Source organism: Stenotrophomonas maltophilia group sp. msm4 (genome assembly GCF_032025605.1).
Taxonomy (GTDB): Bacteria; Pseudomonadota; Gammaproteobacteria; order Xanthomonadales; family Xanthomonadaceae; genus Stenotrophomonas; species Stenotrophomonas sepilia.
Window position 1 is genome coordinate 81,363 of sequence record NZ_JAVSKK010000001.1, and the last position, 13,927, is coordinate 95,289.

The 13,927-nt window shown below is 58.4% G+C and carries 13 protein-coding genes and 1 tRNA gene; 8 read left to right on the forward strand and 6 right to left on the reverse strand.

Annotated features, from left to right (window positions below; translation table 11 throughout):
* Window positions 1-11 precede the first annotated feature (11 nt).
* Entirely contained in the window at window positions 12-980 is a 969-nt protein-coding gene (locus tag ROV93_RS00400) for a FecR domain-containing protein (RefSeq protein WP_072166911.1), read from the reverse strand.
* Window positions 977-1,504, reverse strand: a complete 528-nt coding sequence (locus tag ROV93_RS00405; RefSeq protein ID WP_072166910.1) for a sigma-70 family RNA polymerase sigma factor — start codon at window positions 1,502-1,504, stop codon at window positions 977-979. Before ROV93_RS00405 ends, ROV93_RS00400 begins: the two co-directional genes overlap by 4 nt.
* A 236-nt stretch (window positions 1,505-1,740) precedes the next feature.
* Here ROV93_RS00405 and ROV93_RS00410 point away from each other — a divergent pair, with 236 nt between their 5' ends.
* The 3 genes from ROV93_RS00410 to ROV93_RS00420 all read left to right on the forward strand — a co-directional run bounded on the left by ROV93_RS00410 (window position 1,741) and on the right by ROV93_RS00420 (window position 6,578).
* A complete protein-coding gene (locus tag ROV93_RS00410) occupies window positions 1,741-4,614 on the forward strand; it encodes an autotransporter outer membrane beta-barrel domain-containing protein (RefSeq protein WP_072166909.1) in 2,874 nt (957 codons plus the stop codon).
* Window positions 4,615-4,711: 97 nt separating this feature from the next.
* Window positions 4,712-5,716, forward strand: coding sequence for a 2-hydroxyacid dehydrogenase (locus tag ROV93_RS00415; RefSeq protein WP_072166908.1), 1,005 nt, complete (start codon window positions 4,712-4,714; stop codon window positions 5,714-5,716).
* Window positions 5,717-6,035: 319 nt separating this feature from the next.
* The gene (locus tag ROV93_RS00420) at window positions 6,036-6,578 is read left to right on the forward strand and encodes a DNA N-6-adenine-methyltransferase (RefSeq protein ID WP_140222745.1); all 543 of its coding nucleotides are present in this window, start codon (window positions 6,036-6,038) and stop codon (window positions 6,576-6,578) included.
* 90 nt (window positions 6,579-6,668) lie between these two features.
* Here ROV93_RS00420 and ROV93_RS00425 read toward each other — a convergent pair whose 3' ends face one another.
* Together ROV93_RS00425 and ROV93_RS00430 are read right to left on the reverse strand one after the other, a co-directional pair.
* Window positions 6,669-7,868, reverse strand: a complete 1,200-nt coding sequence (locus tag ROV93_RS00425) for a hypothetical protein (protein ID WP_140222744.1) — start codon at window positions 7,866-7,868, stop codon at window positions 6,669-6,671.
* Between the two features lie 214 nt (window positions 7,869-8,082).
* Window positions 8,083-8,871: a hypothetical protein gene (locus ROV93_RS00430; protein WP_109336952.1), complete on the reverse strand. Its 789-nt coding sequence runs from the start codon at window positions 8,869-8,871 to the stop codon at window positions 8,083-8,085.
* Between the two features lie 200 nt (window positions 8,872-9,071).
* Between ROV93_RS00430 and ROV93_RS00435 the strand changes: the two genes are divergently transcribed.
* The 4 genes from ROV93_RS00435 (at window position 9,072) to ROV93_RS00450 (ending at window position 12,417) form a co-directional block, all read left to right on the forward strand.
* Window positions 9,072-9,147 (forward strand) — tRNA-Thr (locus tag ROV93_RS00435).
* A gap of 93 nt (window positions 9,148-9,240) precedes the next feature.
* On the forward strand, window positions 9,241-10,224 hold the full coding sequence (locus ROV93_RS00440) for a hypothetical protein (protein WP_109336951.1): 984 nt from the start codon (window positions 9,241-9,243) through the stop codon (window positions 10,222-10,224).
* Window positions 10,224-10,748, forward strand: a complete 525-nt coding sequence (locus ROV93_RS00445) for a hypothetical protein (protein WP_140222743.1) — start codon at window positions 10,224-10,226, stop codon at window positions 10,746-10,748. The genes ROV93_RS00440 and ROV93_RS00445 overlap by 1 nt, the downstream gene beginning before the upstream one ends.
* 19 nt (window positions 10,749-10,767) lie before the next feature.
* The gene (locus ROV93_RS00450) at window positions 10,768-12,417 is read left to right on the forward strand and encodes a hypothetical protein (protein WP_180846394.1); all 1,650 of its coding nucleotides are present in this window, start codon (window positions 10,768-10,770) and stop codon (window positions 12,415-12,417) included.
* 33 nt (window positions 12,418-12,450) lie between these two features.
* Here the strand turns inward: ROV93_RS00450 and ROV93_RS00455 are convergent, their stop codons facing one another.
* Together ROV93_RS00455 and ROV93_RS00460 are read right to left on the reverse strand one after the other, a co-directional pair.
* The gene (locus ROV93_RS00455) at window positions 12,451-12,621 is read right to left on the reverse strand and encodes a hypothetical protein (RefSeq protein WP_172617718.1); all 171 of its coding nucleotides are present in this window, start codon (window positions 12,619-12,621) and stop codon (window positions 12,451-12,453) included.
* A 433-nt stretch (window positions 12,622-13,054) separates the two neighbouring features.
* Window positions 13,055-13,492 (reverse strand): hypothetical protein, encoded by a 438-nt coding sequence (locus ROV93_RS00460; RefSeq protein ID WP_140222742.1) that lies wholly within the window; start codon window positions 13,490-13,492, stop codon window positions 13,055-13,057.
* Between the two features lie 55 nt (window positions 13,493-13,547).
* Here ROV93_RS00460 and ROV93_RS00465 point away from each other — a divergent pair, with 55 nt between their 5' ends.
* A complete protein-coding gene (locus ROV93_RS00465) occupies window positions 13,548-13,703 on the forward strand; it encodes a hypothetical protein (RefSeq protein ID WP_172617717.1) in 156 nt (51 codons plus the stop codon).
* Window positions 13,704-13,927: the final 224 nt, after the last annotated feature.

A 13,927-nucleotide genomic window follows, 5' to 3' on the forward strand; every position in this document is an offset into this window, starting at 1 on the left:
TGCAGGCCTCCTCAGTACGTGCGGCGCAGTTCCAGCGCGCCATCCGGTCGCGTCTGGCCAGCCACCGACCAGCCCAGTTCCAGCGCCGACAGCAGTTCCTGCGCATCGCCGGCACGGAAGGTGCCACTCACGGCCAGGCTGGCGATCTCGGGATCGGCGATCACCAGCGGCGTGCGACCGTAGCGGTTCATGCGCTCGACCACGATCGACAGCGGCGTGGCATCGAACACCAGCTGCCCTTGCAGCCAGCCTTCGGCAGCGGCATTGGACGACAGCGCCGGGCCGGGCTGGAAGCGGCCCGAGGGCAGCACCTGCAGCTGCTGGCCGGGTGCCAGGGTGTGCTGGGCCCCGCCATTGCTGACTTCCACCGCACCTTCCAGTAGCGCGACTTCGACCAGGCCGTCGTTCAGGCGCTCCACCTGGAAGGTGGTGCCGATGTCGCGGATGGTGCTGTCGCCGGCGCGCAGCTGCAGCGCCTTGCTCGACGGTGCGACCTGCAGCTGCAGGCGGCCCCGTTCCAGCACCAGGTTGCGATGGCGCCAACCGAATCGGGCGTGCAGCGTGGTGCCCGCATCCAGCGTGGCCACGCTGCCATCGGCCAGCGTCTGCTGCCGGGGCTGGTGGGAATCGTTGGCATAGCGCAGCGCTGTGGGGTTGCCGTCGATGGCGACCATCCAGCCGATCCCGATGGCCAGGCAGACGCCTGCGGCGGCGGCCACTGCCGGCAGCCAGCGACGCTGCGCCGGCCGTGCCGCACGTGCTGCGGCGGTGCGCAGCCACGGGTCGGCGGCCAGTTCTTCGCCCCGCTGGAACAGGGTCTCGGCCTGGATCCAGGCGCTGACATGGGCCGGGTCCTCGGCCAGCCAGTCCTCGAACGCCTCGCGCTCGCCCGCCGTGCAGTCCGGAGCCTCCAGCCGCGCCACCCAGGCGCTGGCGCGTTCAAACAGCAGGGTGTCTTCCCTGGGTCTGGCGTGACTCATCCGTTGTCCCTGTCGTTGTGCAGCGGATCCGATCCGAGTTCCTGGCGCAGGCCCTGCAGGGCGCGGGCGATATGTTTTTCCACGGTCTTGGCGGTGATTCCACAGTGCCGCGCGATCTGCGTATAGCTCATGCCGGTGATCCGGTTGAGCAGGTACACCTCGCGCGCGCGCTCGGGCAGCTTGAACAGGGCCTGCCGCAGCAGGGACAGCATCTGCCCGGACTCGGCCTGGCGCAATGGATCGGGCGACATGCTGGAGGGCTCGTCGCCGCCATCGTGTTCGGCGAGGGACAGGTGTGGCCGCGACTGCGACGAGCGGCCGCGGTCTGCCAGGCGGTTGCGGGCGATACGATACAGCAGCAACCGCAGCTCGTCGGCACTGTGCGCGCGATAGCGGATCAGCCGCTCCATGCAGTCCTGCGCGATGTCCTCGGCATCCTCCGGCCCAACGCCGCGCGTGCGCAGGAAAGCGCACAACGGCGCGCGCTCTTCCCGTACGAACGCAATGAACGCGTCCGCCGGCACGGACAGGTCCGGCGCGCGATGGATCAGAGGAGAGGGGGCGGACAGGGCTGGCCTCGGGCGTCGGTGGCGGGTGCGTCTTCGAGTTTTACGCGACGATGACCGGATGGGGAAGAGTGTGCATGGCCCCTGATTCCATTGTGAATGCATTCATGTTTCGGGGCCTGGTGCGCTGGGGGAGTTTGCGCCGCCCGGACGTTGAACTCCTGACCCGTGTGTTGCGGGTGGAGAGAGAACACATGAAGCATTCGAAGTTGAGCCTGGCCTTGGCCGGGCTGATGGGCATCACCGCCATGGCGGCGGTTGATGACGTCATGGCAATGAATTATCACGTGCGGGACGATCGCGTCTTCCTCAGCGGCGGCGTCACCGTTGCCGATGTGGTGGCGCTGCCCGCGCTGCTGGCCAAGGCACAGGCTGAAGGCCGTCCGATCCGCGAGGTCGTGCTGCGCACATCCAATGGTGGCGCGCTGATCGCCGGCGAGTGGCTGCAGGCGGTGATCCGCACCCAGGGCCTGGACACCATCGTGTCCGGCCACTGCATCTCGTCCTGCTCGATCATGCAGTCCGGTGGCGTCAACCGTTACCTCGGCGGCGATCTGCCACTGGTCGACTCGGTGCAGATCCATGCCGCCAGCAGTGGCGGCAAGATCACCTATGCGCCGTCAGCGCGCATGACCCAGATCTACACAGGCAACTACGGCGGCGGGATGGATGCGGGCCTGTTGCACAAGGCGCTGTATGAAGTGGTTCAACCCAATGGCCTGCTGGTATTCCGCGACCCGGCGCGCACCACGGGTACGTCGGTCACCTTCGATCCGGATGGCAGCGGCAGCAAGCTGGAGTCGTTCCCGGGCCAGGACATCCGCGGCAACAACATCATCAACACGGCAGGCTATCGCGATCCGGGCGACACCCTGCATGTCACCAGCAACGTCAGCGGCGACATCAACCCGGGCTACCTGCGCACCGCGCGCCAGCTGCAGGCCTTCGTCGACGACGATTTCGCGCGCTGGAACACCGACTGGGCCAGCACCTACATCAACTACGCGGTGAGCCTGTACAACGTCTCCACGCGGGGGCCGAACGGCATCGGCACGCAGTCGCTGCAGCAGCTGCTCGCCGATCCCGACCTCCAGGAAGAGCTGCGCGGCCAGTTGCGGCTGGCCGATCTGGATGCGTCCACCCTGGGCAGTTCGGCGGGCGTGATCCGTGTCAGCAACGGCGCCACCTGGCGCACCGCCGAAACCACCGGCGCCGATTTCATTCTGGTGGACAACGGCACCATCGCACTGGAGGGTGGTGCGCTGCGCACCCCCGAACTGCGGGTGATGCCGGGCAGCATCGTGGTCGGCCACGGTGATATCGCATCGGTCGGCACCGACAGCGATGCGTTGCTGGATGGCACCGGCCCGTCCTACCGCGAAGACGGCTTCAACCGCCTGCGCGTGTTCGGCACGCTGATGCCGCGTGGTGGTGATCTGGTGACCCACGGCTACGTCAACATCATGCCCGGCGGGCAGGTGCTGTTCGACGTTACCGAAACCGGTGGTACCGGCAGTGGCCGCCTGCGCGTGGGCAGCTTCTACGATGGCGGCTCCGAGGAGGGCGCGCTGGTGATCGCGCAGGGCGCACACCTGGCGTTGAACGTCGCCCAGGGCTTCTATGCCGGCACCTACCGTCGCGACCTGGTGGAAGGACCGATCTACCAGGGGGGCTTCCAGGATGCCGTGCGGCTGGGCGATGCCGGTTACAGCGCCAGCATCACGGCCGGTGAAGTGTTCCGCCCGCGCCACAATTCGCTGCTCAGCTTCAACGTCAACCAGACCGCCGATGGCCTGTGGTTGACCGCCAATCCAGGCTTCGATCAGCTGGGCCTGTTCACCAATGGCACCTCCGGCGACGGCCTGGGGCGCGCGCTGGCCGCTGCATCGGCCCGCCAGGACAGCGGCCTGAAGTCGTTGCTCGGCGCGCTGCAGTTCGCTGACCGTGATGTGATCGCACAGCAGGCTGGCGCCCTGCGCGGTGACGCGCACGCCAGCCTGCGCCTGGCCGACAATGCACTGATCGGCAGCATCGGCAACGTCGTGCAGCAGCACCAGGCAGCGATGCGCAGTGGCGGGGATGCAGACGGGTTGGCTTCGCAGGCGGCGCAGTCGGTGTCGGCGCAGCCGGGCATGCGCCATGGCAGCCTGTTCAACCAGCTGGCCATGCATCTGGTCGAGCCGGCGGGCGAGGGTGCCGGCGACAGCGGCGTAGCGGGTCGCAGCCGTGGCCTGTGGGCGCGCGGTTTCGCCAGCCATGGCCGCATCGATGCCGACGGCGGCGTGGCCGGCCTGAGCCACAACATCGGTGGCATCGTGGTCGGTGCCGACACCCGCGTGGCCGATGACCGCGTCACCCTTGGCGTCAGCGTGGCAGCGGCCGACATGTCGACCAAGGCCAGCGATGGCTCCGGTTTCACCGGTGATGTGCGCGCGCTGGACGTGGGCGGTTACCTGGATGCCACGTACGCGCGCGGCTATCTGTCGGCGGCCGTGCGCTACACCGATCTGCGGCATGACACCCGCCGCAGCCTTTCGGCCATCGATGGCCTGCAACAGCCGCTGCGCGCCCGATACAGCAACGATGCGATCTCGGCGCGAGTCGAACACGCGTTCTCCTTCACCGCCGGCAAGGGACTGGTGATCCAGCCGCTGCTGCCGGTGGTGGACTACGCAAGGACCTCGGCCACCCGTTTCAATGAAGGGCAGGGCGCCGGTGCGCTGGTCGGCCGCAGTGGCAGCCTGGAGAGCATTCGCGTGGGTGCGGGCCTGCAGCTGTTCAAGACCTTCGAAGGCAACAACGGCGAGCGCATCACCCCGCGCGCGCGCGTGGTCTGGCAGAAGGAACTGGGTGACACCCAGGCCCGCTACAGCACCGGCTTCGCCGCAGCTCCGGACCTGCTGTTCGGTGCCAGCAGCCAAGCCGTGGGCGAGCAGGTGCTGGCCTGGAACCTGGGCGTGACCAGCCGTGCCAGCGAGCGCCTGTCGATCATGGCCGACTACGTGGGCGAACGCCGCGATGGGCAGATCCAGAACGGCGTGATGCTGGGCCTGGGCTACCGGTTCTAAAGGGCACTCGGCCCCGGCGATATCCGTATCGCCGGGGCCATCCCATCAGGGCAGGTGCTGCGGTATGGTCGGCAGGGAATTCCCGCCAGGCCCGCCCATGCAGATCGCCGTTTTCAGTGCCCGCCCCTACGATCGTCGTTTCCTCGATGAGGCCAACCAGCGCGATGCGGCCGGGCAGGGCTTTGCATTCGTGTACTTCGATGCCGCGCTGGACGTGCATACCGCTGCGTTGGCACAGGACTGCGCCGCGGTATGCGTGTTCGTCAATGACCGCCTCGACGCGCCGGTACTGCACGCGCTGCATGCCTTGGGCGTGCGCGCCGTGCTGCTGCGCTGCGCCGGCTTCAACAATGTGGACCTGGCAGCTGCCAAAGCGCTGGGCCTGTTCGTCGCGCGGGTGCCGGCCTATTCCCCCGAAGCCGTGGCCGAGCACGCGCTGGCGCTGGTGATGACGCTCAACCGGCAGACCCATCGCGCCTACAATCGCGTGCGCGAGGGCAACTTCATGCTCGATGGCCTGCTCGGCCGCACCCTGCATGGGCGCACGGTCGGCATCGTCGGCACCGGCAAGATCGGCCTGGCTACCGCGCGCATCTTCCGCGGCATGGGCTGCACCGTGCTGGGGCATGACCCGTATCCATCGCCGGCCTTCGCCGGCGTGGGCGACATGGTTGGGCTGGATGAACTGCTGGCGCGCGCCGATATCGTGTCGCTGCATTGCCCGCTGACGCCCGATACCCAGCACCTGATCAACGACGCCTCGCTGGCGCGGATGAAGACCGGCGCGATGCTGGTCAACACCTCGCGCGGCGGGCTGGTCGATACCCATGCGGTGATCCGCGCGCTGAAGTCGCGGCGGCTGGGTCACCTGGCCATCGACGTCTACGAGCAGGAAAGCGCGCTGTTCTTCCAGGACCTCTCCGGCGAGATCATCGACGACGAAGTCTTCCAGCGCCTGATGACCTTCCCCAACGTGCTGGTGACCGGCCACCAGGGCTTCTTCACCGTAGAGGCGCTGCAGGAGATATCGGCAATCACGCTGGGGAACCTGCGGGATTTCGCCGAGGGGCGGGTGTGTGCGAACCGAGTGGAGGCGGGCTGAGCCAGATGGATTGACCGTCGGGGCGCGCAGCCCGTAAAATCGCGTGCTCCGCCGGAATAGCTCAGTTGGTAGAGCGGCGCATTCGTAATGACAAGACGACCTGTTTTGTTCACCATCGATTCAGCAAAATACGGCCTAAGTCCTTGATTCTTTGTTCCAGCGACCTTTCCTGGGACGGGGCAAAACGGCAAAAAAACGGCAAAGATTGTCCCAGCTTTGTCCCAGCCTTCCTGGCGCAAGTTCCGGTGGACCGCTCTCTGTGATTCGCTTTTAATTTCCTCACCGCAATCAATTTCGGTTGCGCAAAACGAGGAGACTTATGAATAAAGCGAATTATGCAAATGCAATTGAAACGACCACGACTTGGTTGACCCCTAAGCGCATCATTGATGCTCTGGGGCCTTTTGATCTTGATCCCTGCACTCCCGCAGAAGGGATGCCCTGGGCGACGGCAGAAGAGATGTGGACGCCGGTAGAAGACGGTCTGGAAACGCCCTGGCCGAAGGATAAGTTCATCTGGCACAACCCGCCTTACGGAAGGGGCCAGGAAGCCTGGATGGAAAAGGCGTCCACCCATGGCAACAACATCACCCTGGTCTTCGCCCGCACTGACACCCAATGGATGCACCGCTTTGTCTTCAACCATTGGAAGTGCCGAGCCGTCCTTTTTACGGAAGGCCGTTTGAAGTTCTGCAATTCGAAGGGAATTGAAGGGCAAGCCTCTCCCGCTGGTTCCGTTTTTATTGCATACGGAAAAGAGGCGGAGAAGCGATTGAAAAAGGCCTGGCTCAATGGCGACATTGACGGGCATTTCTTGTCCCTCAACCGAATGAGTCAGATGCGACTTGACTTGGATCTTTAACGCTTTACTGAAAACAAGGAATTGGCGATGAGCCAGTTTAACTAAAAAGGCCCCATCGCTGGGGCCTTTTTCTTTTCCGATGTTGCAGATTTATAAGGCAAAGCCTCGCTTGAATTCTTGCTTTCTTTGAGGACTGGCCGCTTCAAGAGTTGGCGCTTTAAGATGTTCTTTGAAGTGATCATTCAAGCCTAGCTTTTCAATCATCTGAGCGGGCGATTCGTGATGATGGCGGTTGGTGGCGTTGATATCAGCGCCAAACTCAATCATCTTTTCAGCAATCGCAATATTTGTATTTGCCTTTTCATGGTTGTCTTCTTTTAAGTTGCGCTCAATTCTTTCCACGACTGTTACAAGGGGAGGGGCACTGAACTCTCCTGTGCTGTGATTGAAGTCGAACCCGTGCTCTCCCAACAACTCTGTCATTTCCGAACTGCTGCACCAGAAATCCAATCCGCGCCCGTGGAACTGAGGGCCTGAATCGATACTGCTTCCTTGATCGATCAAATATTGAACTTTTGAAAGGTCATTGTGCGCGACAGCTTGGACCAGCGGTGATTGCTCGTTTTCAAAGTCCAAGTCAGTCACATGGTTTTCGATCAAGTGCTCAAACACATCTCGATCCTGGATTTGGCAGGCGATTGGATATCTGCGCTCTTTTTCCAGCAATCTATAATTGATATCATAAAGGTTGTCATAGTCGTGAATGTAGTCGCCGTCAAGATGGTATTTGCCGTTCACGTCGGCTCCTCTTCTGATGAGCGAGTCGATAAGCTTCACATTGTAATCAGCCGCCTTTCCGCTTTCTCTTAGATCATTGACTTCTTGAACGTGATTGTTGAGCTGATACGTCAGATGATTCTGATCGAGTCTTTTAGCTCTCTCTGCGTCAGCCCCAAATTCGATCAAGATTTTTCGAGCGTCAGGATTGACTTCTGCATCTCGTAGGTATTCGCCGTTCTCGCCATTGGGATCGATTGATTTGGCGGCAATCATGTGGGTGAGAAAGTCTCTGTCAACATGAAGTGCTTTGATCTGACGCTCAATGATGCTGTTGCGTAGGTCGTTCATTTCCGGCGAGTAAGCCGAGCGGTCGAGGGGTAAGGGATTTCCAGAATCCATATGCTGCTGTCGAAGCTGTCTTTCAAGCACTTCAAAGCTTTTCATCTTGTCGTCGAGGCTTATTTCACCGGCTGAGGAGTTCAACCTTAAATTGCCCAGTGCGACGGCGCGTTCTTTCGCTGACGCTGAATTCTCTTCATCGTTAAAGAAGCTGTCTATACTTTTACTCATCGTTTGTTCTCCGTTTCAAGAAAAGGCGGATTGCCTCTTTTCACATTGAACGCGAATCCGTTTTTGTCAATGGTTTTTCTGTCGCCCATAAAAAAGCCCCCTTGTCGGGGGCAGTTGTGGTTCCTCTTTAAAAGACCACATCCCCACGAATGGGGCGGCGTCAACGGGAAAATAGGAGATAAAAAACCGTTGACTCTTTCAATCTAGATCAGGTTCAGTGATTGTCAATAGGCTCAGGCTTTCGAATCAGCATTAGAGCAGACAGATACAGAAAGCCAGCAGCAACAAGAAGAGACGTTCGCCAAGCCCCGCTCCCCACGGAGAACGCGACGCAGGTAAAAAAGGATGTGAGAACGAATCCAGGCCCCGAGTTGCCATAAATCCGGAACTTTGTGGGTGTTGAACGGAGCATATTGGCGCAGGCTGAGAGCCAAAAGATTGCTGCTACGGCTTTAAGAGCGATTCCCCACCACGTCCAGGGCATCCAGGCAAAGAACAATGCCGGACCCAGAAGCATCACGGTTGCTGTCCCTGCCGCCCACTGCCAACCAGGGCGTGTCGTTGAGGGAGGCTCAGCAGCGATAGGCTGACCGAGAGGAAGCTGATTCTTCTCTCGATTGTCCACAATTCGTGTGTCTATCAAGAAGCCTTGCTCGAAAGACAGGTGAATCTCTCGCTCGTAGACCATCGCAAAGCCCGCGTTTCGAAGCACCTCACCATCGTTGACAACGACTGTGCCCGTGAACCAGTGGGCTAGGATCAACCCTGGCCCAACTGCACGATACTTGCCTTGGACGTGCTTCAAGTAGAGTTCGTCGCCGTCCAGCTCCCAGGTTGCGACGTAGCCTCTCCAACAGGCGGTGCTGTTCCAGATGCCTTCCTCAACGGCGTCTGCTGCAACCTCTTCCAAAGCATGGGGTCTGTCGAAGGGGAGCGGTGGAGAGGTCAACATGCCCTTGGGCTGACCGTTCAAGATCAAAGTGTCCAGCACTTGCATAGTCATCGATGCGTCCTTTGCTGATGAACTCGCGGAACAGTTGTCCGCCAAGTTTAGCTGCGTTGAGGGCGTTACTTCGACAAATCCTGAAATAAGCTAACAGCCTAGAAGGCTCTGTAACGCTCGACACGCCGCGAAGCCAGTTCCAGTCACCGGGCATTGTCCCCCTTGCAGCAAAGGCCGCCTTGGACTACACTAGGCGCTTGGCCGGTGTAGCTCAGCTGGTAGAGCAATCCCCTCGTAAGGGATAGGCCGTAGGTTCAATTCCTATCACCGGCACCAAGAAAATGTGTGTAGCCTCAGGCGAAAGCCTGGGGCTTTTTTTTGGCCGATTGTAGCCGATAGTATTGAATCAACTGCACAAGGAAGTTTCGCATGGTCACAAGCTCTCAGAAATACTTCAAAGAAGTGATGGCGCAGATTGAAGCAGAGAGACAGCTTCGAGTTGCTCCCGATGAAGCGTTCGTCAGCTTGGACACCCATGAAGTGGACGATGACTGGCTGAAGGACAGCAGCACGACGGACGCTCACCGAAAGAACGCCATGGACCGATGGTTCATGGCCCGCTTCCGTCTCCCCGCTCAGGCTGGAATCGAATCGACTGACGGAAAGGGTGCCGTTGTCCCGGACGGAGGTCCGCAGGACGCTCACAAAGTTCTTCGTGAGCGTTTTGATGGTTTAGTAGACTCTGTTCTCATCGATAGTGTTGCCGAGGACATCACTGACGATTGGGGTGTGCTATGGGTGAAGACACCGCTGGCGCTCTACATCGCTGAAAATGATGCGGAGGTGGGTATGGAAGCAGACATGTTGTCTGTTCTAGACAGACGAGTAGGGCGTTTGCAGAAAATTGCGCAGATGAAAGGGGACGGCGTAACCGAAATTGCGGCGCGCAATTTGGTCTACGCTTCCATCATCTCCGCTTACGAATCATTTTTGTGGGAAACGCTGTTGTTCTGGGTAAACAACGACTCGCGCACAGTGCAGCGTCTCCTGTCTCGACATCCAGACTTTAAAAGTGCGGCGATGCCCTATCATAAGCTCTTGGATGTTTCAGACCCAATGGAAGCCGGTCGTCTCCTAATCAAGTCTTACTTGCAGCGCGTGATCTGGCATCAGCGAGATAAGGTTGCAGAGCTGTATGAAAAAGCGTTCTCGTTTAAAATGCCGGACGCCAGCATTCTGGATGATGCTTTGAAGATTCGGCACGATATTGTTCACCGCAGCGGACGTATCGTCGGTGGAGGCGAGCATGCAGTCACGCAGAAAGCGATTGGAAAGCTGTCAATTGACGTTTACGTGATTGCTAACCGCATTCAGTCCGAAGTCGGCGACGCGCTTGTAAAGCCAGGTGCATGATGAACTTCCAGATCCTTGCTCTCTCCACTGCCGAGATCGTCCAAACGACGTTCCCTGGTCGCGCCACTTTGACGCCCGCAGAGGTCGCCCTGGTGCTCTTCGGTATCGGCGACAAGAGCGGCGCACAGCGCGTCCGAGAGCGTTTGGATAAAGGCAGTCTGTTGCCGGGGTTGAAGAAGAGCGGAGGGCGCTGGCTTATCCCTGTGGCTTCGCTTGTCGCGAGCTTGGAAGCGCTGGAAAAGCCGGTATCAGTCATAGAAGAGGGCAGGAACAATCAAGGTCCTGTCTTCATTCCCATGCGTTCGGGGACTCATTTGAAACAAGGACGTTCGAGAGGCCGCATTGGGCATCGCCCAGGGATTCTTGCATTGCAGTCCCAAGAAGTCTGGGGGAAGGTATGGGAGAAGTATGATGTGCTGTCTCAGTTGAGAGAGCAGTTCGCGTTGTCTCAGCACCTCGATTCCACCATCACCAAGATCTCGGCGACAAGCTCGCAGAGCCCTGTAAAAACGGAACGCTTCTAAAAACTCGGGGGTGCAAGGGATGGCGCTTGAACATTGCATGGGGCCGGTGTGCTTCTTCCACCTGGACCCGGCTTCACCGAAGATCTTCGGATTTGCAGAACTGTTGGCGGGCCTGGCTCTGATCGTCGTCGCTTGGACAATTGCCGACTTCCGCTTCAAGTTCCGCATTGCCACAGCGCCGATTCCTGTCGTTCGTCTTTCATCGGTAGTTGTGCTCAGCGTCTCAGTCCTGGCACTTCTCACTGATCTATGGAGAGCAGAAGGTTGGTTGGTCCCAGGTGGCGGACCTTTAACGGCCTCTTCCTGGCAATTTGTGCTCGCGGCATTGTTCCTTCTGAGCTTCTTCGTATGGGTCTGGTATGCGGTCATTTCGCCACCAGCGCTCACTTCTCGAACGGGAAAGAAGATTCACCACCAACTCTTTGAAACGATCTCAAACGGCTCACCCCAAGAACTCGCGATTGTGGCCGACGAAGTTCGGAGGTATGCGAAAACGCTCGCTCAGCAGGCCACAAGACTAGACGAGGCTTACTTTGCGAGAACGCCAGAAGAACGACGCCGCTTGCCTCAGCTGGAATCGAGCGCCAACGACATTTACGGCATCCTTTCTGATCGACGGCTGTGTAGAGTCATCGTGAGAAGTTGCCCTGGCGCAGCCGTCGATCTGTTTGAAGCGGTGAGATCAACGTGGCGCTATCAGGTTCCCATTGGAACACTTGGGCGTTGCTTGATAGAAGAAGGAATTGCAGACAAAGAATCCGTTTTCTACACGGAAAATCGCACCAGGGCAGGAGGTTTTATCGTGTTCGAGCGTTCAATCATTCGAACGATGCTCAGCGATTACTCACTTCTGAAAGCGCAGCCCGATCTCCTTCGTGTCGATTTTGAAGCTACGAGAACTTGGTCTTCAAAAGAACTGCGATTGTATGCAGCGCTGGCTATCACTGCTTACAACGGGTTCTCGATGATGAGGTTGAACGAGCGCCCTACCGCCCTCGCCCCTGTCTTCTCTATCATGGGTGATGCAGCCGAGGGCCTGATATCTGTCACAGGAAGCGATGATGTTCTTAGCCATGAGAGCGTTGAAAAACTACGGGTCGTCATGCAATTTGTGGAGAGCGGCGTTGCAGCACTTCGCTGGCACGGTGTGTCGGAAACCGATGCGGCCGCGTCGCTAGACATGCTGGACGATTGGGTGAACCTGATCGTCGTCCAGGTGTTAAACGTGGCGGCGCTTCGAGTCGATTACTGGACAGCTTTGGATTTGACACAGATCGTCACTCAACGCACGTTTACCTCTCCTCAATTTGACAGTTGGGCAGGTAAGACGGTTCTGCAACGGGTTCGCCGCCGCCTCTTCGACATGCTTCAAGTCGATGGAGGACTAGCTGGGATGGGGGTGGCGAACGTGGTGCGCTTCTGCCTCACAGGAATCGCGGTCGATAGTTCCGGAAAGCTCCATGCTCCTCATTCCCGAGTGCTGTTCCTAGCGGTCAGAGGGTGGCTGACGCAGAATTTCCTGGCGTGGCACCGGCTGTCCCCCGTGCTTGCGCTGTCAGCGCTTCCGGAAGTCTGTGAGTTCGATCAGGTCAACCGCACAATTACACTCACCCAGTTCGCTTTGCTTAGAACTGCCACGCCGCAGGATCGTGTGATTCATTTGAGATGAGACACCTGCACTTGCGCGTTCCTAAAAGCCCCTTCATTGGGGCTTTTTTATTGCCTGTTCGTTGACAAATCCCTGGTCTGAAATAGCTTTAAAGAGTGGAATAACCCACTTTAAGATTGGAGGTTGTATATCAATGAAATCAATCAGCGCACTATTCTTAGCCCTTGCTTTAACCGGTCCCAGCTTCGCCCAGGCTTCCAACACGTCCGCTCGGGTCTACGGGAAGCAACAAGCGCTCTCGCAGCAGAACGTCAGGCTGGGAGAGGTTCTCCACGTTCAAGAAGTTCGCATTCAAGACCAGAGCTACCGCCTCAACACCGGCTCTGCGGTAGGGGCGTCCACGGGTTATTTGCTCAGCAAGAACCGCAGTGGGACCGAGAGGACGATAGCTGGGCTTGCAGGAGGTGCCATAGGCACTGCGGTGCAGCGACAAGTGACGAAGCGCAGAGCCGTGGAAATCTACATTCGCTTAGAAGGGAAGAGCGATATCTTTTCAGTCGTCCAAGACGATGACCAAGTGATTCGACCAGGGGATCATGTCTTTGTTTCAGGAAGAGGTAATCAGATGCGGGTGACTCCCCTGAGGTGATGGACTATGCGTTTTAAAAAAGACAAAGCCCCCAAATCGGGGCTTTTTTTATTCCTGGTCGTGTTGACCAATCAGTCGTCCAAGGCCCATTTGAGGCCGTCTGGATCGGATGAACTCGAAATATTCGCTACCGCCGAGCTTCTGACCCCTCTCAAAAGCAGGGGTTCCTTGAAGCATGGCAGAGTCCAAAGCGTAAGAGCCTGGGTCAGTGACTAGACCTTCCAGCAGAATTCGGTGGCACAGAGCAATGAACGTGATGAACTGCGAGTCATCCGGCAATTGAAGCTGAGTTGCCTGGGAGGCGGCGTCAAAGAAGCCAACCATATACCCTCTTACCTCTGGATCTTGCAGGCGCTCATGAAAGTTGTCGTAGCTCTTACACATCATGAGAGGCATGTAGAGCAGCGTTGCTGCATCCTTCGCAACATCTCCCGCTCTCGAATCGTTGATTTGGAACGGGTCTTTCTTCTTGAACCATCCGAACATTGGAGATGCCTTCCGTGGGTTTAGAGGATTCTCCCATGCCAGGCAGTTTCAGGCAATGAAGCCGTTTAAGGACGGAGTGATCTGGGTGATCCCGGTGATCTGGGATGAAAAACAAGCCCCCAGAACAACCCGCAAGCTTTGCCAGGCAGGCATCTTCGGTGTCTTGATCTGGGTGATCTGGGTGAAGAAAGCATTTCACCTTTCTCTATAACAATAATGCAGTATTTGGCCCTTTGCTTCGGGTTTTAATATGGCAATTTATATTCGATAATTAGTATTTGACCCGGATCACCCAGATCACTTCTTTAAAGAGCCTTGCATCATAAGGCTTTGCCCCGATCTGGGTATCTCTAATTTAACCCGGATCACCCGGATCACCCGAATTATTTATTGCCTAATCAATTGAGGTTCGGTGATATAAGTGAGAGGTACTTC